Origin of the sequence: Nonomuraea muscovyensis (assembly GCF_014207745.1) — a bacterium.
Taxonomy (GTDB): Bacteria; Actinomycetota; Actinomycetes; order Streptosporangiales; family Streptosporangiaceae; genus Nonomuraea; species Nonomuraea muscovyensis.
Map to the genome: position 1 here is coordinate 1,640,594 of NZ_JACHJB010000002.1, position 23,522 is coordinate 1,664,115.

The 23,522-nt window shown below is 73.0% G+C and carries 25 protein-coding genes; 5 read left to right on the top strand and 20 right to left on the bottom strand.

The features are described 5' to 3' along the window. Positions 1–150: 150 nt before the first annotated feature. The 10 genes from FHU36_RS24325 to FHU36_RS24370 all read right to left on the bottom strand — a co-directional run bounded on the left by FHU36_RS24325 (position 151) and on the right by FHU36_RS24370 (position 8,820). Positions 151–510 (bottom strand): metal-sulfur cluster assembly factor, encoded by a 360-nt coding sequence (locus tag FHU36_RS24325; protein WP_101786889.1) that lies wholly within the window; start codon positions 508–510, stop codon positions 151–153. Next, complete coding sequence (gene sufU, locus FHU36_RS24330) at positions 507–947, bottom strand: Fe-S cluster assembly sulfur transfer protein SufU (RefSeq protein WP_185086195.1); 441 nt, start codon at positions 945–947, stop codon at positions 507–509. Before sufU ends, FHU36_RS24325 begins: the two co-directional genes overlap by 4 nt. 2 nt (positions 948–949) lie before the next feature. Continuing rightward, positions 950–2,227 carry a cysteine desulfurase gene (locus FHU36_RS24335; protein WP_281394331.1) on the bottom strand — a complete coding sequence of 426 codons (1,278 nt, stop codon included), beginning with the start codon at positions 2,225–2,227 and terminating at the stop codon, positions 950–952. Further along, positions 2,224–2,970 (bottom strand): Fe-S cluster assembly ATPase SufC, encoded by a 747-nt coding sequence (gene sufC / locus FHU36_RS24340; RefSeq protein WP_185086196.1) that lies wholly within the window; start codon positions 2,968–2,970, stop codon positions 2,224–2,226. The genes FHU36_RS24335 and sufC overlap by 4 nt, the downstream gene beginning before the upstream one ends. A 4-nt stretch (positions 2,971–2,974) precedes the next feature. Next, positions 2,975–3,298 (bottom strand): non-heme iron oxygenase ferredoxin subunit, encoded by a 324-nt coding sequence (locus tag FHU36_RS24345; RefSeq protein ID WP_185086197.1) that lies wholly within the window; start codon positions 3,296–3,298, stop codon positions 2,975–2,977. Next, entirely contained in the window at positions 3,295–4,419 is a 1,125-nt protein-coding gene (gene sufD / locus FHU36_RS24350) for a Fe-S cluster assembly protein SufD (protein ID WP_185086198.1), read from the bottom strand. Before sufD ends, FHU36_RS24345 begins: the two co-directional genes overlap by 4 nt. Then, positions 4,419–5,831 (bottom strand): Fe-S cluster assembly protein SufB, encoded by a 1,413-nt coding sequence (gene sufB / locus FHU36_RS24355; RefSeq protein WP_185086199.1) that lies wholly within the window; start codon positions 5,829–5,831, stop codon positions 4,419–4,421. The genes sufD and sufB overlap by 1 nt, the downstream gene beginning before the upstream one ends. Then, on the bottom strand, positions 5,828–6,535 hold the full coding sequence (locus tag FHU36_RS24360; protein WP_221496553.1) for a helix-turn-helix transcriptional regulator: 708 nt from the start codon (positions 6,533–6,535) through the stop codon (positions 5,828–5,830). Before FHU36_RS24360 ends, sufB begins: the two co-directional genes overlap by 4 nt. Before the next feature lie 176 nt (positions 6,536–6,711). Further along, entirely contained in the window at positions 6,712–7,950 is a 1,239-nt protein-coding gene (locus FHU36_RS24365) for a multidrug effflux MFS transporter (RefSeq protein WP_185086200.1), read from the bottom strand. 93 nt (positions 7,951–8,043) lie between these two features. Further along, positions 8,044–8,820 carry a VOC family protein gene (locus FHU36_RS24370; RefSeq protein ID WP_185086201.1) on the bottom strand — a complete coding sequence of 259 codons (777 nt, stop codon included), beginning with the start codon at positions 8,818–8,820 and terminating at the stop codon, positions 8,044–8,046. 149 nt (positions 8,821–8,969) lie between these two features. Here FHU36_RS24370 and FHU36_RS24375 point away from each other — a divergent pair, with 149 nt between their 5' ends. Continuing rightward, positions 8,970–9,878, top strand: a complete 909-nt coding sequence (locus FHU36_RS24375; RefSeq protein ID WP_185086202.1) for an ABC transporter ATP-binding protein — start codon at positions 8,970–8,972, stop codon at positions 9,876–9,878. Then, positions 9,875–10,678 (top strand): ABC transporter permease, encoded by an 804-nt coding sequence (locus FHU36_RS24380; protein WP_185086203.1) that lies wholly within the window; start codon positions 9,875–9,877, stop codon positions 10,676–10,678. The genes FHU36_RS24375 and FHU36_RS24380 overlap by 4 nt, the downstream gene beginning before the upstream one ends. Here the strand turns inward: FHU36_RS24380 and FHU36_RS24385 are convergent. After that, on the bottom strand, positions 10,640–11,857 hold the full coding sequence (locus FHU36_RS24385; protein ID WP_246502555.1) for an MFS transporter: 1,218 nt from the start codon (positions 11,855–11,857) through the stop codon (positions 10,640–10,642). The two genes, FHU36_RS24380 and FHU36_RS24385, sit on opposite strands and share 39 nt — an antisense overlap. Before the next feature lie 141 nt (positions 11,858–11,998). Between FHU36_RS24385 and FHU36_RS24390 the strand changes: the two genes are divergently transcribed. Then, positions 11,999–12,916: an EamA family transporter gene (locus FHU36_RS24390; RefSeq protein ID WP_185086204.1), complete on the top strand. Its 918-nt coding sequence runs from the start codon at positions 11,999–12,001 to the stop codon at positions 12,914–12,916. A 34-nt stretch (positions 12,917–12,950) separates the two neighbouring features. Here FHU36_RS24390 and FHU36_RS24395 read toward each other — a convergent pair whose 3' ends face one another. From FHU36_RS24395 to FHU36_RS24430, 8 genes are read right to left on the bottom strand one after another with little or no spacing between them, the layout of a single operon-like run. Next, on the bottom strand, positions 12,951–13,625 hold the full coding sequence (locus tag FHU36_RS24395) for a GntR family transcriptional regulator (RefSeq protein WP_185086205.1): 675 nt from the start codon (positions 13,623–13,625) through the stop codon (positions 12,951–12,953). Positions 13,626–13,629: 4 nt separating this feature from the next. Next, positions 13,630–14,664: an ornithine cyclodeaminase family protein gene (locus FHU36_RS24400; protein ID WP_185086206.1), complete on the bottom strand. Its 1,035-nt coding sequence runs from the start codon at positions 14,662–14,664 to the stop codon at positions 13,630–13,632. A gap of 24 nt (positions 14,665–14,688) precedes the next feature. Continuing rightward, on the bottom strand, positions 14,689–15,702 hold the full coding sequence (locus FHU36_RS24405; RefSeq protein WP_312891783.1) for a proline racemase family protein: 1,014 nt from the start codon (positions 15,700–15,702) through the stop codon (positions 14,689–14,691). Further along, positions 15,699–16,700, bottom strand: coding sequence for a proline racemase family protein (locus tag FHU36_RS24410; RefSeq protein ID WP_185086207.1), 1,002 nt, complete (start codon positions 16,698–16,700; stop codon positions 15,699–15,701). The genes FHU36_RS24405 and FHU36_RS24410 overlap by 4 nt, the downstream gene beginning before the upstream one ends. Next, the gene (locus FHU36_RS24415) at positions 16,697–17,590 is read right to left on the bottom strand and encodes a dihydrodipicolinate synthase family protein (RefSeq protein ID WP_185086208.1); all 894 of its coding nucleotides are present in this window, start codon (positions 17,588–17,590) and stop codon (positions 16,697–16,699) included. The genes FHU36_RS24410 and FHU36_RS24415 overlap by 4 nt, the downstream gene beginning before the upstream one ends. Continuing rightward, positions 17,587–19,068: an FAD/NAD(P)-dependent oxidoreductase gene (locus FHU36_RS24420; protein WP_185086209.1), complete on the bottom strand. Its 1,482-nt coding sequence runs from the start codon at positions 19,066–19,068 to the stop codon at positions 17,587–17,589. Before FHU36_RS24420 ends, FHU36_RS24415 begins: the two co-directional genes overlap by 4 nt. After that, positions 19,065–19,325, bottom strand: coding sequence for a (2Fe-2S)-binding protein (locus FHU36_RS24425; RefSeq protein WP_185086210.1), 261 nt, complete (start codon positions 19,323–19,325; stop codon positions 19,065–19,067). Before FHU36_RS24425 ends, FHU36_RS24420 begins: the two co-directional genes overlap by 4 nt. Beyond that, positions 19,322–20,482, bottom strand: coding sequence for an NAD(P)/FAD-dependent oxidoreductase (locus FHU36_RS24430; RefSeq protein ID WP_185086211.1), 1,161 nt, complete (start codon positions 20,480–20,482; stop codon positions 19,322–19,324). Before FHU36_RS24430 ends, FHU36_RS24425 begins: the two co-directional genes overlap by 4 nt. Before the next feature lie 97 nt (positions 20,483–20,579). Between FHU36_RS24430 and FHU36_RS24435 the strand changes: the two genes are divergently transcribed. Together FHU36_RS24435 and FHU36_RS24440 are read left to right on the top strand one after the other, a co-directional pair. Further along, positions 20,580–21,569 (top strand): COX15/CtaA family protein, encoded by a 990-nt coding sequence (locus FHU36_RS24435; RefSeq protein ID WP_312891784.1) that lies wholly within the window; start codon positions 20,580–20,582, stop codon positions 21,567–21,569. 61 nt (positions 21,570–21,630) lie between these two features. Next, entirely contained in the window at positions 21,631–22,326 is a 696-nt protein-coding gene (locus FHU36_RS24440) for a SanA/YdcF family protein (protein WP_246502556.1), read from the top strand. Here FHU36_RS24440 and FHU36_RS24445 read toward each other — a convergent pair. Continuing rightward, a complete protein-coding gene (locus FHU36_RS24445) occupies positions 22,298–23,461 on the bottom strand; it encodes a PrsW family intramembrane metalloprotease (RefSeq protein ID WP_185086212.1) in 1,164 nt (387 codons plus the stop codon). The genes FHU36_RS24440 and FHU36_RS24445 overlap by 29 nt on opposite strands. Between the last annotated feature and the right edge of the window lie 61 nt (positions 23,462–23,522).

Consider the following 23,522-nt stretch of genomic DNA (forward strand, 5'->3'; position numbering starts at 1 on the left):
GCCGGCCGCAGGCGGCGAAACGCACATGGGTGCGTCAGGTGCACGTCATGCCAACGCGGGGAACACACCGTGTATTCCCCGGCTGACCCGGTCACCCGGGCCTTGGCACGCTGGGTGGTCGGCACCGGAGTGCCGACCGTCCTGCAAAGATCAGACGTTGAAGCCTAGCATACGAAGCTGCTCACGACCCTCATCAGTGATCTTGTCGGGGCCCCACGGCGGGAGCCAGACCCAGTTGATCTTCACATCGGAGACCATACCATCGAGCGCGGAGTGCGCCTGATCCTCGATGACGTCGGTCAGCGGGCAGGCCGCGCTGGTGAGGGTCATGTCGATGGTCGCCACGGGCTTGCCGCCGTCGGCGGGGTCGAGGTTGAGCCCGTAGACCAGGCCCAGGTCGACGACGTTGATGCCGAGCTCGGGGTCGACGACGTCCTTGAGCGCCTCCATGACCTCCTCGACGGTGGCGTCACCGTCGAATCCGGTCGGCGTCTCCACCGGCTTGCTCATCGGCTGGCACTCCTCACTACAGCGTCCTTGTAGGCCATCCAGGACAGCAGCGCGCACTTGACCCTGGCGGGGAACTTGGCGACCCCGGCGAACGCGACCGCGTCGCCGAGCACCTCCTCGTCGGCCTCCACCTTCCCGCGGCCCTGCATGAGCCGGGTGAACTCGTCCACCACCGACAGCGTCTCCTCGACCGTCGAGCCGGTGGTCAGCTCGTGCAGCACGGACGCGGCGGCCTGACTGATGGAGCAGCCCTGGCCGTCGTAGGAGACGTCCTCGATCTTGCCCGCGTCGCCGACCCTCACCCGGAGCGTGATCTCGTCGCCGCACGTCGGGTTCACATGGTGAACCTCGGCGTCGTACGGCTCACGCAGCCCCCGCCCCTGCGGGTGCTTGTAGTGCTCCAGGATCAGCTCCTGGTACATCGACTCGCCGATCATGGCTATGCGAACACTTTCTGTACGTGATGGAGACCGCGCACCAGGGCATCGACCTCGCCCGTGGTGTTGTACAGGTAGAACGACGCCCGGGTCGTGGCGGGTATTCCGAACCGCAGGTGCAGCGGGCGGGCGCAGTGGTGGCCGACGCGTACGGCGATGCCGAACTCGTCGTCGAGGATCTGCCCGACGTCGTGCGGGTGGATCCCCTCCAGCGTGAAGGCCAGGGTGCCGCCGCGCCGCTCCAGCGAGTCGGGGCCGATCAGCCGCAGGCCGGGGACCTCGCGCAGGGCGTCCAGCGCGTAGGCCGTCAGCTCGCGCTCGTGGGCCTCGATCGCGTCCATGCCGACGCCCTGGAGGTAGTCGACGGCCGCGCCCAGCCCGATCGCCTCGACGATCGGCGGGGTGCCTGCCTCGAACTTGTGCGGGATCGGCGCGTAGGTCGAGTGGTCCATCCAGACCGCCTCGATCATCTCGCCGCCGCCCAGGAACGGGGGCATGGCCTCCAGCAGCTCGCCGCGACCCCACAGCACGCCGATGCCCGAGGGGCCGAGCATCTTGTGGCCGGTGAAGGCGACGAGGTCGACGCCCAGCTCGGCGACGTCCACCGGGTGGTGGGGCACCGACTGGGAGGCGTCGAGCATCACCAGGGCGCCGACCTCGCGCGCGCGCCGCAGCACGTCGGCGACCGGGTTGACGGTGCCGAGCACGTTGGACTGGTGCGCGATGGAGACGATCTTCGTCCGGTCGGTGACGATCCGCTCCAGCTCGGACAGGTCGAGCCGGCCGTCGTCGGTGACGCCGAACCACTTCAGCGTCGCGCCGGTGCGCTGCACGAGCAGTTGCCACGGCACGATGTTGGAGTGGTGCTCCATCTCGGAGATGACGATCTCGTCGCCGGGACCGAGCGCGAAGCGCGGGTCGGCCGCCTCGGTGGAGCCCCACAGGTGGGGGCCGAAGGCGTGGGCGACGAGGTTGAGCGCCTCGGACGCGTTCTTGGTGAAGATCACCTCGTCGCGCGAGGGCGCGCCGATGAAACCGGCCACCTTGTCGCGCGCGCCCTCGTAGGCCTCGGTCGACTCCGCGCCGAGCACGTGCATCGCGCGCCCGACGTTGCTGTAGTGCATCGCCAGGTGCTCGCGCACGGTCTCGACGACCGAGGCGGGCTTCTGCGAGGAGTTGCCGGAGTCGAGGTAGACGAGCCTGCGCCCGCCGGGCAGCTCGCGGGAGAGAACCGGGAAGTCCTTCCTGATCCTCTCCACGTCCAAGCTGATGGAAGTCATGCACTCGCCTTCGTGTACTGCTCGTAGCCCTCGGCCTCGAGCTTGTCGGCCAGCTCCGGCCCGCCCTCCTCGACGATCCGGCCACCGGCGAAGACGTGCACGTGGTCGGGCTTCACGTAGCGCAGGATGCGGGTGTAGTGGGTGATGAGCAGGACACCCGTCTCACCCGAGGCGCGGAAGCGGTTGATGCCCTCGGACACCACGCGCAGCGCGTCGACGTCGAGGCCGGAGTCGGTCTCGTCGAGCACCGCGATCTTCGGCTTGAGCAGTTCGAGCTGGAGGATCTCGTGGCGCTTCTTCTCGCCGCCGGAGAAACCCTCGTTGAGGTTGCGCTGGGCGAAGGAGGCGTCGATGGACAGGGCGTCCATGCCGGCCTTGAGGTCCTTGGCGAACTGGCGCAGCTTGGGCGCCTCACCGCGGACCGAGGTGACGGCCGAGCGCAGGAAGTTGGACACCGAGACGCCGGGCACCTCGACGGGGTACTGCATGGCGAGGAACAGGCCGGCGCGGGCCCGCTCGTCCACCGACAGCTCCAGCAGGTCGACGCCGTCGAGCAGCACCTGGCCGCCGGTGATCGTGTACTTGGGGTGGCCCGCGATGGCGTAGGCGAGGGTGGACTTGCCCGAGCCGTTGGGGCCCATGATGGCGTGGGTCTCGCCCGACTTCACGGTGAGGTTGACGCCGCGCAGGATTTCCTTGTCCTCGACGGCGACCTGGAGGTCACGGATCTCAAGGGTGGACATGTGTTTATGACTCCTTCGAGAGCGAGACGAGGACGTCATCGCCGTCGATCTTGACTGTGTAGACGTTCACGGGCTTGGTGGCGGGCGGTCCGGTGGGCTTGCCGGTGCGGATGTCGAAGCACGAGCCGTGCAGCCAGCACTCCAGGGTGCCGTCGTACACCTCGCCCTCGCTGAGCTTGACCTCGGCGTGGGAGCAGACGTCGTGCAGCGCGCGCACCTCCGAGCCGGTGCGCACCAGCGCGACCGGCGTCTCCCCGACCTCGACGCCGATGACGCCGCCGTCGGGGATGTCGCCGAGGCGGCACACCTTCTCGTAGTGGTCGCTCATCGGGCCAGCTCCGCCTCCACCGCGCCGAGGACGCGCTCGCGGATCTCCTCGACCTCGATGCGCTCGATGAGCTGGCCGAGGAAGCCGCGGATGACCAGCCTGCGGGCGTCGTCGAACGGGATGCCACGGGCCTGGAGGTAGAAGATGTGCTCGTCGTCGAGACGGCCGGACGCCGAGGCGTGGCCGGCGCCGGCGACCTCGCCGGTGAGGATCTCCAGGTTGGGCACCGAGTCGGCGCGGGCGCCGTCGGTGAGGATGAGGTTGCGGTTGAGCTCGTAGGTGTCGGTGCCCTCGGCCTCGACCCGGATGATCACGTCGCCGATCCACACCGCGTGGGCGTCCTGGCCCTGCAGCGCGCCGCGGTAGTCGACGTTGCTGCGGCAGTGCGGCTGGGAGTGGTCGACCAGAAGCCGGTGCTCCAGGTGCTGGCCCGCGTCGACGAAGTAGACGCCGCTCAGGTCGGCGTCGCCACCGGGGGCGGTGTAGGAGACGCTGGGCGACAGCCGCACCACGTCGCCGCCCAGGGTCACCACGAAGCTGCGGAAGGTGGCGTCCTTGCCGAGCTGGGCGTGGTGGTGGGAGACGTGCACGGCGTCGTCGTCCCACTCCTGCAGGCTGACGACCTTGAGGGTCGCGCCGTCGCCGACGACGAACTCGACGTTGTCGGCGTAGACGGCGCTGCCCTGGTGCTCGATGACGACCACGGCCTCGGCGAGCGGCTCCACGTTGATCACGATGTGGCCGTAGGAGGCGCCTTCGGCACCGCCGCCGCGCAGCTCGATGCCGATGTGGCCGTCGGGCACCGCCTCCTTGGGCACGGTGACGACCAGCGCCTTCTCGAAGGCGTTGTAGGCCTGGGCGCTGATCCGGTCGGCCGGCACGTAGGCCTTGCCGACCCGCGCGTCGTCACGCCCGACCCACTCGGCGCTCACGCCGGCCGGCGTGTAGGCCTGGGTGATGACCTGACCGCTGACCTGGGCCTTGCCGTTGTGCAGGCCCTTGAGGCGCGAGAGCGGCGTGAAACGCCACGCCTCCTCGCGCCCGGTCGGCACCTCGAAGTCGGCCAGGTCGTAGGACGCCTTCTCGTGCAGGGTCGACAAGGGCTTCTCGTTCAGGCCCATCAGCCGACGGCTCCTTCCATCTGCAGCTCGATCAGCCGGTTGAGCTCGAGCGCGTACTCCATGGGCAGCTCGCGCGCGATCGGCTCGACGAAGCCGCGCACGATCATCGCCATCGCCTCGTCCTCGCCGAGCCCGCGGCTCATGAGGTAGAACAGCTGGTCCTCGCTGACCTTGGAGACCGTGGCCTCGTGGCCCATCGACACGTCGTCCTCGCGGACGTCGACGTAGGGGTAGGTGTCGGAGCGGCTGATCTGGTCGACCAGGAGCGCGTCGCACTTGACGGTGCTGGCGCTGCCGTGGGCGCCCTCCTCGATCTGCACGAGACCGCGGTAGGAGGTGCGGCCGCCGCCGCGCGCCACCGACTTGGAGATGACGCTGGAGCTGGTGTTGGGCGCCAGGTGCACCATCTTGGAGCCGGCGTCCTGGTGCTGGCCCTCGCCGGCGAAGGCGACGCTCAGCGTCTCACCCTTGGCGTGCTCGCCCATGAGGTAGACGGCCGGGTACTTCATCGTGACCTTGGAGCCGATGTTGCCGTCGATCCACTCCATGGTGGCGCCCTCGTAGGCGACGGCGCGCTTGGTCACCAGGTTGTAGACGTTGTTGGACCAGTTCTGGATGGTCGTGTAACGGCAGCGGGCGTTCTTCTTCACGATGATCTCGACGACCGCGGAGTGCAGCGAGTCGGAGGAGTAGATCGGCGCGGTGCAGCCCTCGACGTAGTGGACGTAGCTGTTCTCGTCCACGATGATCAGGGTGCGCTCGAACTGGCCCATGTTCTCGGTGTTGATCCGGAAGTAGGCCTGCAGCGGGATCTCGACCTCGACGTTCGGCGGCACGTAGATGAACGAGCCACCGGACCACACGCTGGTGTTGAGCGCGGCGAACTTGTTGTCGCCGACCGGGATGACGGAGCCGAAGTACTCCTTGAAGAGCTCCTCGTGCTCCTTCAGGCCCGTGTCGGTGTCGACGAAGATGACGCCCTTCTCCTCGAGGTCCTCACGGATCTTGTGGTAGACGACCTCGGACTCGTACTGGGCGGCGACACCGGCGATGAGGCGCTGCTTCTCCGCCTCGGGGATGCCGAGCTTGTCGTAGGTGTTCTTGATGTCGGCGGGCAGCTCGTCCCAGGACGTGGCCTGCTTCTCCGTCGAGCGCACGAAGTACTTGATGTTGTCGAAGTCGATGCCGGTGAGGTCGGAGCCCCAGGTGGGCAGCGGCTTCTTGTCGAACAGCCGGAGGCCCTTCAGGCGAAGGTCGAGCATCCACTCCGGCTCGCTCTTGAGCGCGGAGATGTTGCGGACGACCTCCTCGGACAGGCCGCGCTTGGCCACCGCCCCGGCGGCATCCGGGTCGGCCCAGCCGAACTTGTAATTCCCGAGGCCATCGAGCTCCGGGCGGTCGGTGACAGTCACCTTCCGGTCTCCTTGCTTGTCTCTCTATGTGCGGGATCGCCCAGCGTTTGCGGGCTCACGTGCGTGGTGCAGACCCCGTCGCCGTGGGCGATCGTGGCCAGGCGCTGCACCGGCGTGCCGAGCAGTTGCGCGAACGCCTCCGTCTCGGCCTCACACAGCTGCGGGAACTCCGCCGCCGCGTGCGCCACCGGGCAGTGATGCTGGCAGAGCTGATCACCGCCGAACTTGGCCTTGCTGGCCGAGGCAGCGTAACCCTCCGCCGACAGCGCCTGCGCCAGCACCTCAACGCGCTGGTCGGCCGGCACCGTCCGCATGACCGGCTCCAGCCGCCTCAGCAGGCCGGAAACCTGCGAGCGGGCGAAGTCGGCCACAGCCTGCTCGCCCATGCGCTCGGCCAGGAAGCGCAGCGCACTCCCGGCCAGATCGTCATAGGCGTGCTCGAAAGCACTGCGCCCCGCGTCGGTGATGGCGAACAGCTTGGCCGGTCGCCCTCTCCCGCGCTGGCCGCGCGGTCTGACCGTGCGGGGCTCGATCAACCCGTCGGCCAGCAGCGCGTCCAGATGACGGCGGACGGCGGCGGGCGTGAGCCCGAGCCGTTCGCCGAGCGCGGCCGCCGCTACGGGACCGTGCTCGAGGATCAGCCGGGCCACGCGCGCTCGGGTGCTGCGCTCGCTTCCCGGCTCGATCGTGGGCACGTTCTGCATCGGTCGCTCACCACTCCTCGTGCGCTTCGCGGGGGGCTTGCTTGTGGCGCCCCGCTCGGCTCATCGTGTCGGGCTGGCTCCCATATGTTTTGACAACATCAGTGTGCCGTAATTCCTTCCCGGTGCACAAACGGTTCCGGAGAGGCGGGCAATGCAATTTCTCACGCAGGCAAGCCTTACCTAACCTGCGACGTCGCGGTCCGGCCGAGGAGGGTGAACGTCGCGGCGGCCAGCACGATGAGGCCCAGGATGACGGCGGCCATGGGCGTCGCGGTGCCCGACCCCACCAGGCCGACGAGCGGGGCGGAGATCGCGCCGAGCGCGAACTGCAGCACGCCGAGCAGGGCCGAGGCGCTGCCCGCCACCTGCGGCGGCTGGCCGGCCAGGGCGAGCGCTCCGGTGGCGGGCAGCACGAGCCCCTGGCCGCACATCATGACGAACAGCCCGGCGACGATGCCCGCCAGGCCGAGCCCGACGATCGCGGCGGCCAGCAGCATCGCGCCGCCGAGAAGGGCGAGCACCAGGCCGGTGAGGATGAGGCGCAGGGGCGGCACCCGGCCCGACAGGCGCCCCCCGATCTGGGCCATCACGGTCAGGCCGAAGGCGTTGAGCCCGAAGACGAGCGAGAACTGCTGGGGCGAGGCGTCGTAGACCTCCTGAACGACGAACGGCGAGCCGGAGACGTAGGCGAACACCGCGGAGAACGACAGCCCCGCGGTCAGGGCGCAGCCCATGAACGCGCGGTCGCGCAGCAGCCGGCCGAACGTGCCCGCGGTGTGCCGCAGGCCGCCGCCGTGCCGTTCGCTGGCGGGCAGCGTCTCGCGCACGCCGCCGAGCACGGACAGCATGAGCACGAGCCCGGCCAGGCTGAGCGCGACGAACACGCCCCGCCAGGAGGTGAAGGCGAGCAGCTGGGCCCCGGCGATCGGGGCGAGGATCGGCGCCAGGCCGCTGACCAGCATGAGCGTGGCGAAGATGCGGGCGATGGCGGCGCCGTCGTACAGGTCGCGCACCACGGCGCGGACGATCACCAGCGCCGCGCCCCCGAACAGGCCCTGCGTCAGCCGCAGCGCGATGAGCACCGGCACCGAGGGCGCGAACGCGCACAGCAGCGACGCCAGCGCGAACCCGGCCACGCCGACGAGCAGGGGCACCCGGCGCCCGCGCACGTCGCTGACGGGGCCGGCGATCACCTGGCCGACGGAGACGCCGATGAGGCAGGCGGTCAGGGTGAGCTGGACCTGGGCCGGGGTGCTGAGCAGCTCGCCGGTGATGGCCGGCAGCGCCGGCAGGTACATGTCGATCGAGAGCGGGCCGATGGCCGACAGCGCCCCCAGGATGAACAGCAACAGCCGGCGGCGACGGCTCCGGCTCTCCCGTTCGACGGCGGACGGTGCGGCCTGAGCCACCGGCATGGCGCGGTTCCTCTCCCTCGCAGGCGTGTGACCCCACGAGGGCCGAGGAATCAAACCCGAATAAAGTCTTCCTCATTCCCGATTACCGGTTTTTTACTGATTTTCCGTGAGCTGGATGACGGACAGGGCCGCGCCCTGCGGGTCCACGAACATCCCGAACCGGCCGGGAGGGGACTCCATCGCGTCGATGAGCACGCTGGCGCCCAGGCGGCGAGCGGCGGCCACGGTGTCGTCGAGGTCGGCGACCGCGAAGTAGACCATCCAGTGGGACGGCGTCTCGGGCGGGTAGTTCGGCGACATCTCCATCATGCCCGCGACGCTCGCGCCGCCCGACAGCCACTCGGTGTAGGTGACGCCGTCCATCTCCTGCGGGCGCGGCGTCCAGCCGAAGACCGCCGGATAGAACCGCTCGGCGGCGGCCACGTCGCGGGTGACCAGCTCGTTCCAGCAGAGCGAGACCGGCTCGTTGACCAGCTCGGCGCCCTTGTGCCGGCCGGCCTGCCAGACGCAGACGTGGGCGCCGTCGGGCCCGCGGAAGACGGCCATCGTGCCTTCCTCGAAGATCTGCATGGGCGGCATGACGACGGTGCCGCCGGCGTCCTCGACCCGGTCGGCGGTGGCGGCGGCGTCCTCGGTGGCAACGTAGGTGTTCCAGACCGAGGGCATGCCCTCGGCGAAGACGGGCCCGACCCCGGCGACGTTGCGCCCCTCGTGGAAGAACTGGCCGTATCCCCCGGCCTCGGGGTCGTCGACCATCTCGGCCCGCCAGCCGAGGACCTCGCCGTAGAAGTGCACGGACGCGTCCACGTCGGTGCTCGACAGATCCACCCAGCACGGGACGCCCGGCTCGTACCCGCTGCGCAGTGACATGGTGACCTCCTGGTGCGCGAATCCCCGCCGTCAGTGAGACTGTGCCCGCCCCGGGCGGCCTCCAGGGAATGCCCCGGCAAACAGGCGCCCATATCCGGCGGGCCGGGCTGGGATCGTGGCCGTCGCGGGCAGTCCCTAGACTCGTGGCCATGGACTCCCCAGCCGTCGAGATCATCGGCCTGGTCAAACGCTACGGCGGCGCGACGGCCGTCGACGGCCTGTCCCTGCGTGCCGAGCGGGGGGCCGTGACCGCGGTGCTCGGCCCCAACGGCGCGGGCAAGACGTCCACGGTCGAGATCTGCGAGGGGTTCCGCAAGGCCGACGGCGGCACGGTCCGCGTGCTGGGCGAGGCGCCCGACGATCCGGCGCTGCGGCCCCGCGTGGGCGTGATGCTGCAGTCGGGCGGCGTGCCGCCGGCGATGCGCTGCGCCGAGTGGCTGCGCCTGGTCTCCCGCTTCTACGCCCGGCCCCTCGACTCCGGGGCTCTGCTCGCCCGGCTGGGCCTGGCCGAGCACGGCCGCACACCCTACCGGCGCCTGTCGGGGGGCCAGCAGCAGCGGCTGTCGCTGGCCGCCGCCGTGGTCGGCCGGCCGGAGCTGGTCTTCCTCGACGAGCCGACGGCCGGGCTCGACCCGCAGGCCAGGCACGCCTGCTGGGACCTGGTGGCCGAGCTGCGCGGCGCGGGCGTGTCGGTGGTGCTGACCACGCACCACATGGACGAGGCCGAACGGCTGGCCGACCAGGTGGTGATCATCGACAGGGGCAAGGTGGTCGCGCAGGGCAGCCCTGCCTCGCTGACCGGGGCCGAGCGCCAGCTCCGCTTCCGCGCCCGGCCCGGCCTGGCGCTGGAGGAGCTGCTCAACGCGTTGCCGGCGGGCAGCGTCGCCAAGGAGTCACCGGCCGGCCACTACATCATCGAGGGACTGGTCGGCCCGGAGCTGCTCGCCACCGTGACCGCGTGGTGCGCCGCCGAGGGCGTCACGGCCGACGACCTGCGCATCGAGCGGCGCACGCTGGAGGACGTCTTCCTGGAGCTGACCGGCAGGGAGCTGCGATGACCACGCCCACCGATCCCGCCGTCCCGGCCGCCCCGCCGGCGCTGGACTTCACGCCCGCCCCGGGGGCGGCGCCGTTCGGCCGGATGGTGCTCGCCCAGGCGGGCGCGGAGGTGCGCGCGACGCTGCGCAACGGCGAGCAACTGCTGCTCACCCTGATCGTCCCGGTGCTGCTGCTGGTCGGGTTCTCGCTGGCGCCGTTGATCGACATGGGCGGCGGGAGCCGGGTGGCGTTCCTGACACCGGGCGTGCTGGCGCTGGCGGTGATGTCCACGGCGTTCACCGGGCAGGCGATCGCGACCGGCTTCGAGCGGCGCTACGGCGTGCTGAAGCGGCTCGGCGCGACGCCGCTGTCGCGGGCGGGCCTGCTTATGGGCAAGACACTGGCCGTGGTGGCGGTCGAGCTGCTCCAGGTCGTGGTCATCGTGGCGGTGGCGCTGGCGCTCGGCTGGCGGCCGCAGGGGTCGTTCGCGGCGGCGGTCCTGCTGATCCTGCTGGGCACGGCGGCCTTCAGCGGCCTCGGCCTGCTCATGGCGGGCACGCTGCGGGCCGAGGCGACGCTGGCGGCGGCCAACCTCGTCTACCTCGTGCTGCTGGGGGCGGGCGGGGTGATGTTCCCGCTGTCGAAGTTCCCCGGCTCGGTGCGGCCGGTGCTGGAGCTGCTGCCCATCTCGGCGCTCACCGGCGGGCTGCGCACGGTGCTGGCCGGCGGCGCGGCCCTGCCGTGGGGGGCGCTGGCGGTGCTCGCCGCGTGGGCGGCCGTGTCACTCGGCCTGGCCTCGCGGACCTTCCGCTGGGAGTGAGCCCGCCGCCCCCGTCCGGGCCGCGTAGCGGTGCCGTCCGACGACGGCGACCACCGTGAGCGGCAGCGCGACGGCCGCCGCGACGCCGAACAGCAGCCCGTACGCGCCGCTCTCGGCGGCCGGGCCGCCGGCCCAGGACGACACCGCGCTGCCGACGAACAGGGCGGCGGCGAAGAAGGCCACGGCGGTGCCGCGGGCCCGGGGCGCCACGGAGGTGGCCCAGGTCTGCAGCGAGGAGTGCATGAACGACCAGCCGCCGCCGAACAGCAGCGCGGCCGCCATGACCGTGGGCAGGCTCACGTGCGCGGCGACGAGGGCGTACCCCACGCACATCTGGGCGCCGCCGACCGCGATGAGTGCCGTGGGCGGCCACCGCTGCGTCAGCCGCTTCACCAGGCGGGTGAGCAGCCACAGGCCGATCCCGTAGACGGCGACGGCGAGCCCGGCCACGGCGGCGCTGACGCCGTGGTGCTGCAGGGCGGGCGCCAGGAACGGCATGACGCCGAGCAGGACGGCCCCCTCGACGAAGGCCAGGGCGAAGACCAGCAGCGCCCAGCGGTCGGCCAGCACCGCGCCCACGTGCGCGCCCAGGCCGCCCATGGCGCCCCGGGGCGGCTCGGGCACCGTGCGCAGCCCCGCCGCGCAGGCCAGGGCGCAGGCGGCGGAGATCGCGAAGACCGCCCGCCAGTCGACCAGGTCGGCCAGCACCCCGCCGAGCCCGGTGGCGACGGCGGTGCCGAGGGCGGTGGCGCCCATGAGGTCCGACAGGGCGCGCTGGCGGATCGACGGGGCGACCGTGTCGCCGACGTAGGTGAGCGAGGTGGGGATCACCGCTCCGAAGCAGGCGCCCGCCACCACCCGCGCGGCCACCAGCGTGCCGAGCGCCGGCATCAGCGCCGAGACGACGCCCGCCACGGCGGCGCCGAGCAGGGCGCCGCGCATCACCGGCAGCCGCCCGAACCGGTCGGACAGCACCCCCCACAGCGGCTGGGTCAGCCCGTAGGCGAGGTAGTAGCCGCTGGCGGCCGCCACCGCCGCGGCCAGCGGCACCCTCAGGTCCAGGGCGATCAGGACGAGCATGGGGCCGACGGCGAAGCGGTCGAAGCTGGAGACGAACGAGGCGACGGACAGGGCGAGCGGGGGGCGGGAGAGCGTGACGGGTGGGGCGGGGGCGGTCATGGTGTCCATCGTCGGGGGCGCGCCGCCCCGCGTGCGGGCCACCCCCCTGACTCGACCCCCAAATGGGGAAATGTCCGGCATGTTGACTATCCTCGGACGATCGCCCTGTTGAGTTCGTCCCGAGTTCGTCCGAGGAGTGCCGTGACCGCCTTCGCCCTTGACGACCCGTTCGACCGCAGGCCGGGCCTGCCGGGGCCGGGTGGTCTGCTGCGAACGGCGGCCGACTCCATCCCGCCCTCCGGTCTGGTGCTGCTGGCGATCTTCTCGGTGCAGATCGGGGCGGGGTTCGCCAAGGAGCTGTTCACGGCGTTGCCGCCGAGCGCGGTGGTGTTCCTGCGGATCGCCGCGGGCGCGCTCATCATGGCGGCGGTGGCCCGGCCCCGGCTGAAGGGCATGTCCTGGCGCGACTGGGCGGTGGGGCTGGGCTTCGGCGCGACGCTGGCGCTGATGAACCTGACCTTCTACGAGGCGCTGGCGCGGCTGCCGATGGGGGTCGCGGTGGCGATCGAGTTCCTCGGGCCGCTGGGCGTGGCGGTGGCGGCCTCGCGGCGCCGGCTCGACCTGCTGTGGGTCGCGCTGGCCGGGCTCGGCATCGCACTGCTCGCGCCCTGGGGGCAGGCGGAGACGGTGAGCTGGGCGGGCATCGGGTTCGCGCTGGTGGCGGGCGCCTGCTGGGCGGGCTACATCCTGCTGTCGGCCGCCGCCGGGCAGCGGTTCCCCGGCACGTCCGGGCTGTCGTTCGCGATGATCGCGTCGGTGGTGGTCATCGCGCCGGTGGGCGTCGCCACGGGCGGCGCGGACCTGCTCCAGCCGGAGCTGCTGCTGATCGGGATCGGAGTGGGGCTGCTGTCGTCGGTGATCCCGTACTCGCTGGAGCTGCAGGCGCTGCGGCGGATGCCCAAGCAGGTCTTCGGCATCCTGATGAGCCTGGAGCCGGCGGCGGCGGCGCTGATCGGGGTGCTGCTGCTGAACGAGATCCTGCACCTGCAGCAGTGGGCGGCGATCGGGTGCATCGTCGCCGCGAGCCTCGGCTCCACCCGCTCCTCCCGCTCCCGCTGACCCGCGCCGCCCGCTCTTTCGCGGGCCTGGCGGGTCAGGAAGAGGCCGGGTGGGCCCAGATGCCGCGGACGTGCTGGATGTGCTGCCCCATGATGTGGCCGACGGCGTCGGGGTCGCCGCGTTCGAGGGCGTCCAGCAGGTCCAGGTGCTCGCGCGCCGAGTCGGTCAGGGTGCGCCCCGGCAGCCGGGCCAGGCCGTACAGGCGGGCCCTGGTGCGCAGGTCCTTGACGACAGACACCAGGTGGGCGTTGCCGGACAGGGCGAGCAGTTCGAGGTGGAAGCGCAGGTCGGCGTCCACGTAGGCGAGCAGGTCGGCGCGTTCGGCGGCGGAGACGATCTCCTCGGCGACGGGCCGCAGCCGCCCGAAGTCGGCGGCGGGCTCGGCGCCGGCCAGCCGCGTGACGGTGGGCACCTCGATCAGCCGCCTGATCTCGGTCAGCTCGTCGAGGTCGCGGTCGGACAGCTCGGTGACCCGGAAGCCCTTGTTGCGCACCGCCTCGACCAGACCCTCCTTGGCCAGGTCGAGCATGGCCTCGCGCACGGGCGTGGCCGAGACGCCGAACTGCTGGGCCAGCACCGGCGCCGAGTAGACGACGCCGGGCCGCATCTCACCCGTGATCAGCGCGGCGCGCAGCGCCTGCGACACCTGCTCGCGCAGGCTCTGCCGCTCTCCCACGGCCGGCAGGTCGAGCCCGTGCTCGGCAGTCATCCGCTCATTCCTTCCCTGCGTGCCACGCCTCGTAGGCCGTGGCCGCCACCACCAGGTCCTCCCACGCCATGCCCGTGCTCTTGAAGACGCGCGGGCCGGGGCCCGGCTCCAGGCGGCCGGAGATCAGCTCGGCGAGGTTTCCGGCGAGATGACCAGTGGTGATCGTACCGTGGCGGATCGGGACGATCACATCACCCGCCTCGGCCAGCGCCGCCGCCCGCGCCTCCACCACCACGGTGGCGCGGGCGATCAGGGCGCCGTCGAGCTCGCGGGCGTCCGGCTCGTGGGAGCCGACGGCGACGACGGTGGCGCCGTCGCGCGGCAGGTGCCCGGGGAAGAGCGGCTCCCTGGCGGTGGTGCAGCACACGACGAGGTCGGCCCGTGCCACGGCGGCGAGCGCGGCGTCCGCCACGGGCCCGGGGCGGCCACCTGTGGTGTCCGCCGGGTTGGGCTCCGGGGTGGGCGCAGGGGTGTCCGCCGAGGTGGGCGGGCCGGCGGTGACGGCCTCGGCGTGCAGGCCGTCCGCGCGGCAGTGGGCGGCGAGGGCCTCGGCGCGTCCGCGGTCGCGGCCGACCACCGTGACCCGCTCGATCGGGCGCACCCGCCGCAGGGCCGCGACGTGCCCCCACGCCTGCGGTCCCGAGCCGAACACCACGAGGTCGCGGGCGTCCGGCTCGGCCAGGTGGCGGACGGCGAGCGCCGAGACGGCCGGAGTGCGCACGTCGGTGAGCGCGACGCCGTCGAGGGCGGCCAGCGGTGCGAGCGTGCCGCCGTCGAGCAGCAGGTACGTCCCCTGGATGCGGGGCAGCCCGCGGGCGGGGTTGCCGGGCGTCACGGAGACGGCCTTCAGCCCGGCGTAGCCGCCGGCGGCGGCGGGCATGAGCAGGAGCTGACCGGCGGGCAGCTCGACGATCGGGCGCAGCGGCGTGTCCTCGGGGTCGAGTCCGTCCCGCAGGGCGCCCTCGAGGAGGTCCACGGCCCGCTCCACGGGCACCAGCCGCCGCACGGTGGCGGCGTCGAGGTAGGGCAGATCGGTCATGCCGGGTTCATCTCCATACAGGGGTCATCTCAGGGTGAACCCGGTGCCGAGCGGGTCGTCCGGGTCGAGTTCGAAGACGTGCCGGCCGGTGCGGTAGGCCATGCCCTCGATCTCGGGCACGACGCCCTGCGGGGTCTCGGCGACCACCCGGGCGCGGAAGAGGCTGCCGACGACGCTCTCGTGCACGAGCGGGTCGCGGACCCCCTCGTCGTGCAGCAGGGCGAGCCGCGCGGCCGTGCCGGAGCCGCACGGGGACCGGTCGACCTCGCCGTCGGCGAACACGGTGACGTTGCGCTGGCGGACGTGGCCGTCGCCGCCGGTCAGCTCGTCGTAGAAGATCACGCCGTACACGCCGGACAGGCGGTCGTCCGCGGGGTGGCGGGTGGCGGGGTGCCCGGCGAGGTCCGCCTTGATCCGGCGGGCCGTGGCGATGAGGTCGGTCAGGTGTTCGGGCCGCACGGCCAGGCCCGCCGCGCCGGCGGGCAGGCAGGCGTAGACGGCCCCGCCGTAGGCGAGGTCCACCCGCATCCCCGCCGCGGCGACGGAGCGGGCGAGGACGAACGACGGGACGTTGACGAACGTGACGGACCGGATGCGGCCGCCCTCGGAGCGGACCCGGGCGGTGACCCGGCCGGACGGCACGTCGAGGCGGACGTCGCTGTCGCCGTCGGGCCGGGCCTCGACCAGCCCCTCCTGGACGGCGTGCACGCCGAGCGCGATCGTGCCGTGGCCGCAGGCGGTGGAGAAGCCGTCCTTGTGCCAGAACAACGCGCCGAAGTGCGCCCCCTGCTCGCCGGGCCGGTCGCCGGGTGGGGTGTCGGGTGGGACGAGGAAGCAGCCGTACATGTCGGCGTGGCCGCGCGGCTCGTGGCAGAGCAGCCGGCGCACCCGGTCGGCCGCGCTCCCCGGCGCGCTCGCCCGGGCGCGCCGGTCGAGCACGTCGTCGCCGGGCAGGCCGGGCGCCCCGCCGGTGACGACCCTGAACGGCTCGCCGCCCGTGTGGTAGTCGACCGTGGTGATCGCCTGCCCGCCCCTCACAGCTCGAACCCTTCGGGGAAGGGGTCGCGCGGGTCGAGGAAGTACTGGGCGGTGCCGGTCACCCAGGCGCGGCCCGTGATCGACGGCACCACGGCCGGGGCGCCGCCGACGGTGGCCTCCTCCAGCAGCCTGCCGACGAAACGGGTGCCGATGAACGACTCGTTGACGAAGTCGCGGCCGAGCGGCAGCTCGCCCCGCGCGTGCAGCTGGGCCATCCGGGCGCTGGTGCCGGTGCCGCACGGCGAGCGGTCGAACCAGCCGGGGTGGATGGCCATCGCGTGGCGCGAGTGCCCGGCGTCGGAACCGGGCGCGGCGAAGTAGACGTGGTGGCAGCCGCGGATGCGGTCGTCCTCGCGGTGCACGGGCTCGGCCGTGGTGTTGATCGCCTCCATCGTGGCCAGGCCGGCGGCGAGGATCTCGTTCTTGGCCTTGCGGTCGAACGGCAGCCCGTAGGCGTCGAGGTCGACGATGGCGTAGAAGTTGCCGCCGTAGGCGAGGTCGTAGCGGATCTCGCCGTACCCGGGCACGGTGACCGCGGCGTCGAGCCGGTCGCAGTAGGACGGCACGTTGCGCAGGGTGACCGACATGGCCATGCCGTCCTGGACGGCCACGTCCACCACCACGAGGCCGGCGGGCACCTCCAGCCGTACCGTGGTGACGGGCTCGACCACCTCGACCATGCCGGTCTCGACCAGCACGGTCGCCACACCGATGGTGCCGTGGCCGCACATCGGTAGCAGCCCGGACACCTCGATGAACAGCACCCCCCAGTCGGCGTCGGGCCGGGTGGGCGGCTGCAGGATGGCGCCGCTCATGGCGGCGTGCCCGCGCGGCTCGTTCATCAGCAGCCTGCGGATGTGGTCGAGGTTGTCGCGGAAGTGAATGCGCCGCTCGGCCATGCTGGCGCCCGGGATCACGCCCACCCCGCCCGTGATGACGCGGGTGGGCATGCCCTCGGTGTGCGAGTCGACGGCGTGGAAGACGCGACTGGTCCTCATCGCAGGCCCTCGGCCAGCGCCTTCTCGGTCACGGCGCGCACCGCGGCGGCCTGCTCGTCCGTGAGCGGCCCGCGGGGCAGTCGGCACGGCCCGCCGCGGCGGCCGGCCAGGTCCATGGACAGCTTGATCGCCTGGACGAACTCCGTCTTGGAGTCCCAGCGCAGCAGCGGGTGCAGCTTGCGGTACAGGGGCAGCGCGGTGGCGAGGTCGCCCGCGACGGCCGCCCGGTAGAGCTCCACGCTGGAGGCGGGCAGCGCGTTGGGGTAGCCCGCGATCCAGCCCACGGCGCCGGCCAGGGCCAGCTCCAGCAGCACGTCGTCGGAGCCGATCAGCAGGTCGAGCTGGGGCGCCAGCTCGACGATCTCGTACGCCCGGCGCGGGTCGCCGGTGAACTCCTTCACGGCCACGATCAGGCCCTCGTCGAACAGGCGGGCCAGCAGCGCGGGCGTGAGGTCCACCTTGGTGTCGTACGGGTTGTTGTAGGCCACGACGGGGATTCCCGCCTTGGCCACCTCGCGGTAGTGCTCGACGACGGCCCGCTCGTCGGCCCGGTAGGCGTTGGGCGGTAGCAGCAGCACCGAGCCGCAGCCGGCGTCGCGGGCCCGTTCGGCCCACAGGCGTGACTCGGCCGCGCCGTACGCGCCGGCGCCCGCCATCACGTTGCGCCCGCCGACGGCCTCGACGGCGGTGGCGACCACGGCGGCCCGCTCGTCGTCGGTGAGCGTCTGGTACTCGCCCAGCGAGCCGTTGGGCACCACGCCGTCGCAGCCGTTCTCGACCAGCCAGCGGCAGTGCGCGGCGTAGCCGTCGAGGTCGACGGACAGGTCGTCGTGGAGGGGCAGCGCCGTGGCCACCATGACGCCCTGCCAGGGCTTGACGCGCTCGATCATGCTGAGTCCTTCCCATCAGTGGTGCTTGCTGCACTGGAGTTGCGGTCGCCGGCTCGGCTGCCGGCCTGACCACCGGCCGGCTCCCGCGGGCCGGTCGGGTCCTGGCTGCCCGCCGGGTGTTGAGCACCCGCCGGGTCGTGGGTGTCCGTCAGGGCGGCCAGGGCGCCCAGGGTGACGGGCTGGGCGAGGGGGCGGCGCGGCTGCGTGACCGGCACGCCGGTGAGGCAGGCGACGGCGTGGCCGCAGACGCGCCCCTGGCACCAGCCCATGCCCGCCCGCGACAGCAGCTTCACCGAGCGGGCGTCGGTGGCGCCGAGTTCACGGGCCTCGCGGACGCGGGCCAGCGGCACCTCCTCGCACCGGCAGACGAGCGTGTCGTCGCGCAGCCACCGCTGCCAGCCGGGCCGGATCGGGTACGCCTCCAGCAGCGCGCGGGCGAACGCCCGCAGCCGCTCGCGCCGCCGCGCCGGCGCGCCGGGGACGGGGTCGTGCTCGGCGCTGATCGTGCGGCCGGCGATGCGGCCTTCGAGCTCGGCGAGCTCCCGGCCGCCCACGCCGGCCGGCTCGCCTGCCGCCCACACGCCCGGCACGGAGGTGCGCTGCCGGGCGTCCACGACGAGCACCGGGCTGCCGTCCGGGTCGGCCCGCGTCCGGCAGCCGAGCTGGACCCCGAGGTCGATCTGCGGCACGAACCCGTAGCCGGTCGCCAGGGTGTCGCAGGCGACGCGGCGGGTGGACAGCACGTTCCAGTCGCGGTCGAGGCGGGCCACGGTGACGGCCTCCAGCTCGCGCTCGCCGTGCGCGGCGACCACGGCCTGCCGGGTCCGGTACGGCACGCGGTGCCTGGCCAGGGCGAGCGCGTAGCCCGCCGCCTCCCCGGCCTTGCCGGCGGCCAGCAGGGGGTGCCGGGCCAGCCCCAGCCCCCCACCGGCCTCGAACACGCCGAGCACATCCGCGCCGGCACCGGCCAGGCCCGTCGCGACGGGCAGCAGGAACGGCCCGGTCCCGGCCACGACGATCCGGCGGCCGGCGACGACCCCGTTGCCCTTCAGCAGCGCCTGGGCGCCGCCGGCCGTCAGCACGCCGGGCAGGTCCCAGCCGGGGAACGGCAGCGGCCGGTCGTGGGCGCCGGTGGCGATGAGCAGGCGCCGGCTCGCCACGGCGACGGGGCTCCCGTCCGGCGCGGTGCACCGCAGGGTGAACCCGCCGTCGTGCTCCGCGGCCGTGTGTTCCACCGCCCAGGCCTGGTGGCCGAGGAGGAGGTCGGCGCGGTCGGCGAGGGCCCGGCTCTGCCGGAGGAACCGGTCGAGGCCCGGCGTGCCGGGATGGGCGCCGGCGGGGTGACGGAAGTACTGGCCGCCGAGGCGCGCGCCCGAGTCGACGAGCACGACGCTCAGCCCGGCCAGCGCCGCCGTGAGCGCGCCCGCCACCCCGGCGGGCCCGCCCCCGACGACGGCGAGGTCGTAGCGGCCGGTCATGACGTGGTCACCTCGTCTCCGGGGCGGGCCTGCAGCAGGCAGGCGCGTTCGGGCGGGCGGCCGTTCACCGTGACGAGGCAGTCGAAGCACACCCCGATGCCGCAGAACAGCCCGCGCGGCCGCCCGCCGAGGCGGGTGGTGCGCCAGGAGCGGATGCCCGCGGCGTGCAGGGCCGCGCCGACGGTCTGCCCCGGCGTTACGGGCACCGGCCGGCCGTCCACGGTGATCTCGAAGGCGATCTCGAAGGCGTCTGTCACGCTGGCTCCTCGGCCGGGAAGCGGTCGGGACGAAAGGGATGCAGGTCGAGGTCGGTGCGGGCGCCGGTGAGCGCCTGGGCGATCAGGTGGCCCGTGGCGGGGGCGAGGCCGATGCCGGCGCCTTCGTGGCCGCACGCGTGCCACAGCCCGGGCGCGCGCGGGTCCTCGCCGATCACGGGCAGGTGGTCGGGGCAGTACGGCCGGAACCCGCAGTAGGAGCGGATGGCACGCACCTCGCGCAGGGCGGGGAACAGGGCGACGGCCTGCGCGGCGAGCCGGGACAGCACGGGCAGCGAGGTGGTCCGGTCGAAGCCGACGCGTTCCCTGCTGGCCCCGATGAGCACGGTCCCGGCGGGCGTGCCCTCGACGACGGCCGACGTCTCCAGGCCGGCGTTGTCGCTGGCCACGTTGGTGACGTAGGCGGCGGTGTAGACCTTGTGCCGGATGAGCGGCCGGGAGAGCGGCTCGGTGACGAGGATGAAACCGCGCCGGGGCAGCACGGGCAGGTGCAGCCCGGCGAGCGCGGCCACCTCGCCGGCCCAGGTGCCGGCCGCGTTGACGACCGCGCCGCCGGGGATGTCGCCCCCGGTGGTGCGCACGCCCGTCACCCGGTCGCCGTCGCGGGTGAAGCCGGTCACGGTGACGCCGGTGCGCAGGCTGAGCGCGCCGACGAGATCTGGCCGGCCGTACGCCTCGGCGCCGTGCCTGAGCAGCCGGGCGGCGGCCAGCATGGGCTGCACCTGGGCGTCCTGCGGATAGTGGACGCCACCGGCGAGGCCGTCGGCCAGGTGCGGCTCGTAGCCGCGCAGGTCGCCGGCGGCGACGACCGTGTGCTCGACGCCCTGCTCGGCGGCCAGTTCGGCGAGCCGCTCGTGCACCGCGGCGGTCTCGGCGACGACGAGGCCGCCCTTGGGCTCGTGCTCGAACCCGCCCACGTGCTCGGCCAGCGAGCGCCACAGCCCGTTGGACAGCACGGCCAGCTCCAGCTCGGGCCCCGGCTCCTTGTCGGAGACCAGCACGTTGCCCTCACCGGCACCGGTGGTGCCGCCCGCGACGGGACCGCGGTCGACCACGGTCACGTCGAGTCCCGCGCGCGCCGCGTAGTAGGCGCACGCGGCGCCGACGATCCCGGCGCCGATGACGATGACGTCGGACATCCCCACCTCCCGGTCAGTAATATGTCACATATCGTACGCCTTGAGAAGGGTGTTCCCGGTGGCCGGACCGGCACACCTGGCCCGTACCATCGTTGACGTGAAGCTACCCATCGACCTTCCGCGCCCTCTCGTCCGGCTCCCGCAGTCGTTCTGGGCGCCCACGGCCGGGTCGTTGCGCGGCTGGGCGCTGGCGTCCGTGGTGGTCAACGCGGGCATCACCGTGTCGGGCGCCGCGGTGCGGGTCACCGGCTCCGGGCTGGGCTGCCCGACGTGGCCGCGGTGCACGCCCGACAGCTTCGTGCCGGTGCCGCACCCCGAGGTCTCGATGGTCAACATGCTGGTCGAGTTCGGCAACCGGCTGGTGACGTTCCTGGTGCTGGCCGTGGGGCTCGCCTGCGTGGTCGCGGCGATGCGGCTGGCGCCGCGCCGCCGCTCGCTGCTGGTGCTGGCCTGGCTGCAGCCGGCGGGCATCGTGGCGCAGGCGCTGTGGGGCGGGCTGGTGGTCAACACCATGCTCAACCCGTTCACCGTCGGCATGCATTACCTCATCTCGATCGCCCTGACGGCCGCCTGCTGGGCGCTCTACCAGCGGGCGGGCGAGGGCGACGGTCCCGTACGGCGGGTGGTCCACCGCGACATCCGCAGGCTCGGCCACGTCCTGCTCGCCGCGGTGTTCGCGCTGCTCGTGGCCGGGGTCGTGGTGACCGGCACCGGGCCGCACTCGGGCGACGAGCTGGCCTCGCGCTTCGACCTCGACATCGAGACCGTGGCCCGCCTGCACGCCGACCTCGCCTACCTGGTGGTCGGACTGACGCTGGCGCTGGCGTTCGCGTTGCACGTCACCGACGCGCCGCGGCACGCGCGCCGCGCCGCGCTGGCTCTGCTCGGCATCGAGCTGGCGCAGGGCGTGATCGGCTACGTCCAGTACTTCCTGGGCGTCCCGGCCCTGCTCGTGGGGCTGCACGTGCTCGGCTCCACGCTGGTCTGGATCGGGGCGCTGCGCGCGGTCACCGCGCTGCGCACCCGCGACCACCTCGGCGGCCCGGCCGCGAGCCCCTCCCCCACCGAAGCGGTCGTCACCGCCTGAGCATTCGTGTCAGGGTATGGGGTGAAAGGTCCGCCACTCCCCCACCGCTGCGAGGTGTCCTTTGCGGCGATTCGTCCGCCCCTCCCGGAAGACCCTGCGGCGCGGCTACCAGGCCCTGGTGCTCCTCAGCATGCTCGCCCTGGCGCCCATGACGTGGGCCCAGCTCGGCAGCGCTCCGCACCGGCTGGTGGCCGGCGACGACGACTGGACCACCCGGGTGCCCGGCGCCGAGGCGGCCCTGGTGCTCGGCGCCGGCCTGTCCGGTGGGCACCCCACCCCCATGCTGGCCGCCCGGCTCGACCTGGCGGCCGAGCTGTACCGGGCGGGCCGGGTCAGGGCGCTGCTGCTGTCGGGCGACAACAGCCGCCACGACTACGACGAGCCCACGGCCATGCGCGACTACCTGCTGGCCAGGGGCGTGCCGGGCGAGGTCATGGTGCTCGACTACGCCGGGTTCGACACCTGGGACTCGTGCGTGCGGGCCCGCCAGGTGTTCGGCGCCCGGCGCCTGACCGTGGTGACGCAGGCCTTCCACCTGCCCCGGGCGGTGACGCTGTGCCGTACGGCGGGGCTGGAGGCGTTCGGCGTGGGCGACGACTCGACCCGGCAGTGGGCGGCGGCCACCCACGCCTACGCCACGCGGGAGCTGGTCGCCACCGGCAAGGCGCTCGTCGACGCCGTGCTGCTGCGCGCCGAGCCGGTCTTCCCCGGCCCGCCGGAGACGTCGCTCAGGACGATCCTGGCCCGGGCCGGCTAGGCCCGCCCACGGGGGCCGGGAGCTGCGCCCGCGCGAGGCTCATGCACTCCAGCAGGGCCCGCTGCTCCTCGTGGAAGGCCTGCTCGTCCACCACCCGGCGGGCGGCCCTTGCGTGCAGCAGCCCCAGCTCGGTGGCGGCGAGCTGGTAGTCGCTCATCGCCCGCAGGCCCCGCTTGCCGCCGTGGAGCTTGGCCCACTGCCGGGCCCGCCTGCGCCGGGGCAGCGCCGACAGCATGTGGATGTCGGCCTGGTCCACCAGGTTGGTCGGCTCGTACGGGGGCAGGTAGCGCTGCAGCAGCGCCACGATGCGCCGCCGGTCGGCGATGACCACCGCGATGAGCACGACGAGCACCACCATCAGCGCCAGGTAGGCCACCACGAGGCCCGGGAAGCCGCCGTAGGACACCAGGCCGTTCCACAGGCCGTGCAGGACCATCGCACCGGCCCAGCCCGCCAGGACGGAGAAGACCCGCTCCGGCCCGTGCCGCTGGGCCGCGTAGGCGACCGCGACGCCGATCATCGAGGTGAACAGCGGGTGCGCGAACGGCGACAGCACGCCGCGGAGCACCACCGTGACCGCCAGCCCCACCCCGCCCTGCTCGGAGTTGAGCGCGGCGATGTAGTAGCTGACGTTCTCGCTCATCCCGAAGCCGAGGCCGACCATGCTGGCGTAGATGATGCCGTCGGTCGGCCCGTCGAGCTCGGCCCGGCGGAATCTCAGCAGCCCGAGCAGCACGAGGCCCTTCATGGTCTCCTCGACCACGGGCGCGCCGAACGTGGCGGCGAGGTTGCGGGCGCTGGTCTCCGACAGGTTGCCCGCGTCGATGATGTAGTGCAGGTTGAGCGAGTTGACCACCCCCGCGACGAGCACCGCGATGCCGGCGCCCCAGGCGAAGGCGAAGACGAGGTCGCTGCGTGGCTCCGGCTCCATCCGGTCGAGCGCCAGCACGGCCGCCAGCAGCAGGGGCACGGGGGCCAGGGCGAGCACGAGCGCGATGAAGAACTGCACGGGCGCGCCGTTGAGCACGTCGAACGAGAACGACACGAGCGCGCACACGCCGGTCAGGACCAGCCCGATGATCAACGCGGTCGACGGGCGGTCCTTCAACACCCAGCGTGGATCACGAGACCCCATACGGTGACTGTAACGGATCACGGAGATGCTGTCCTGCCGCGGGAAACGCCCACCCGGCGGC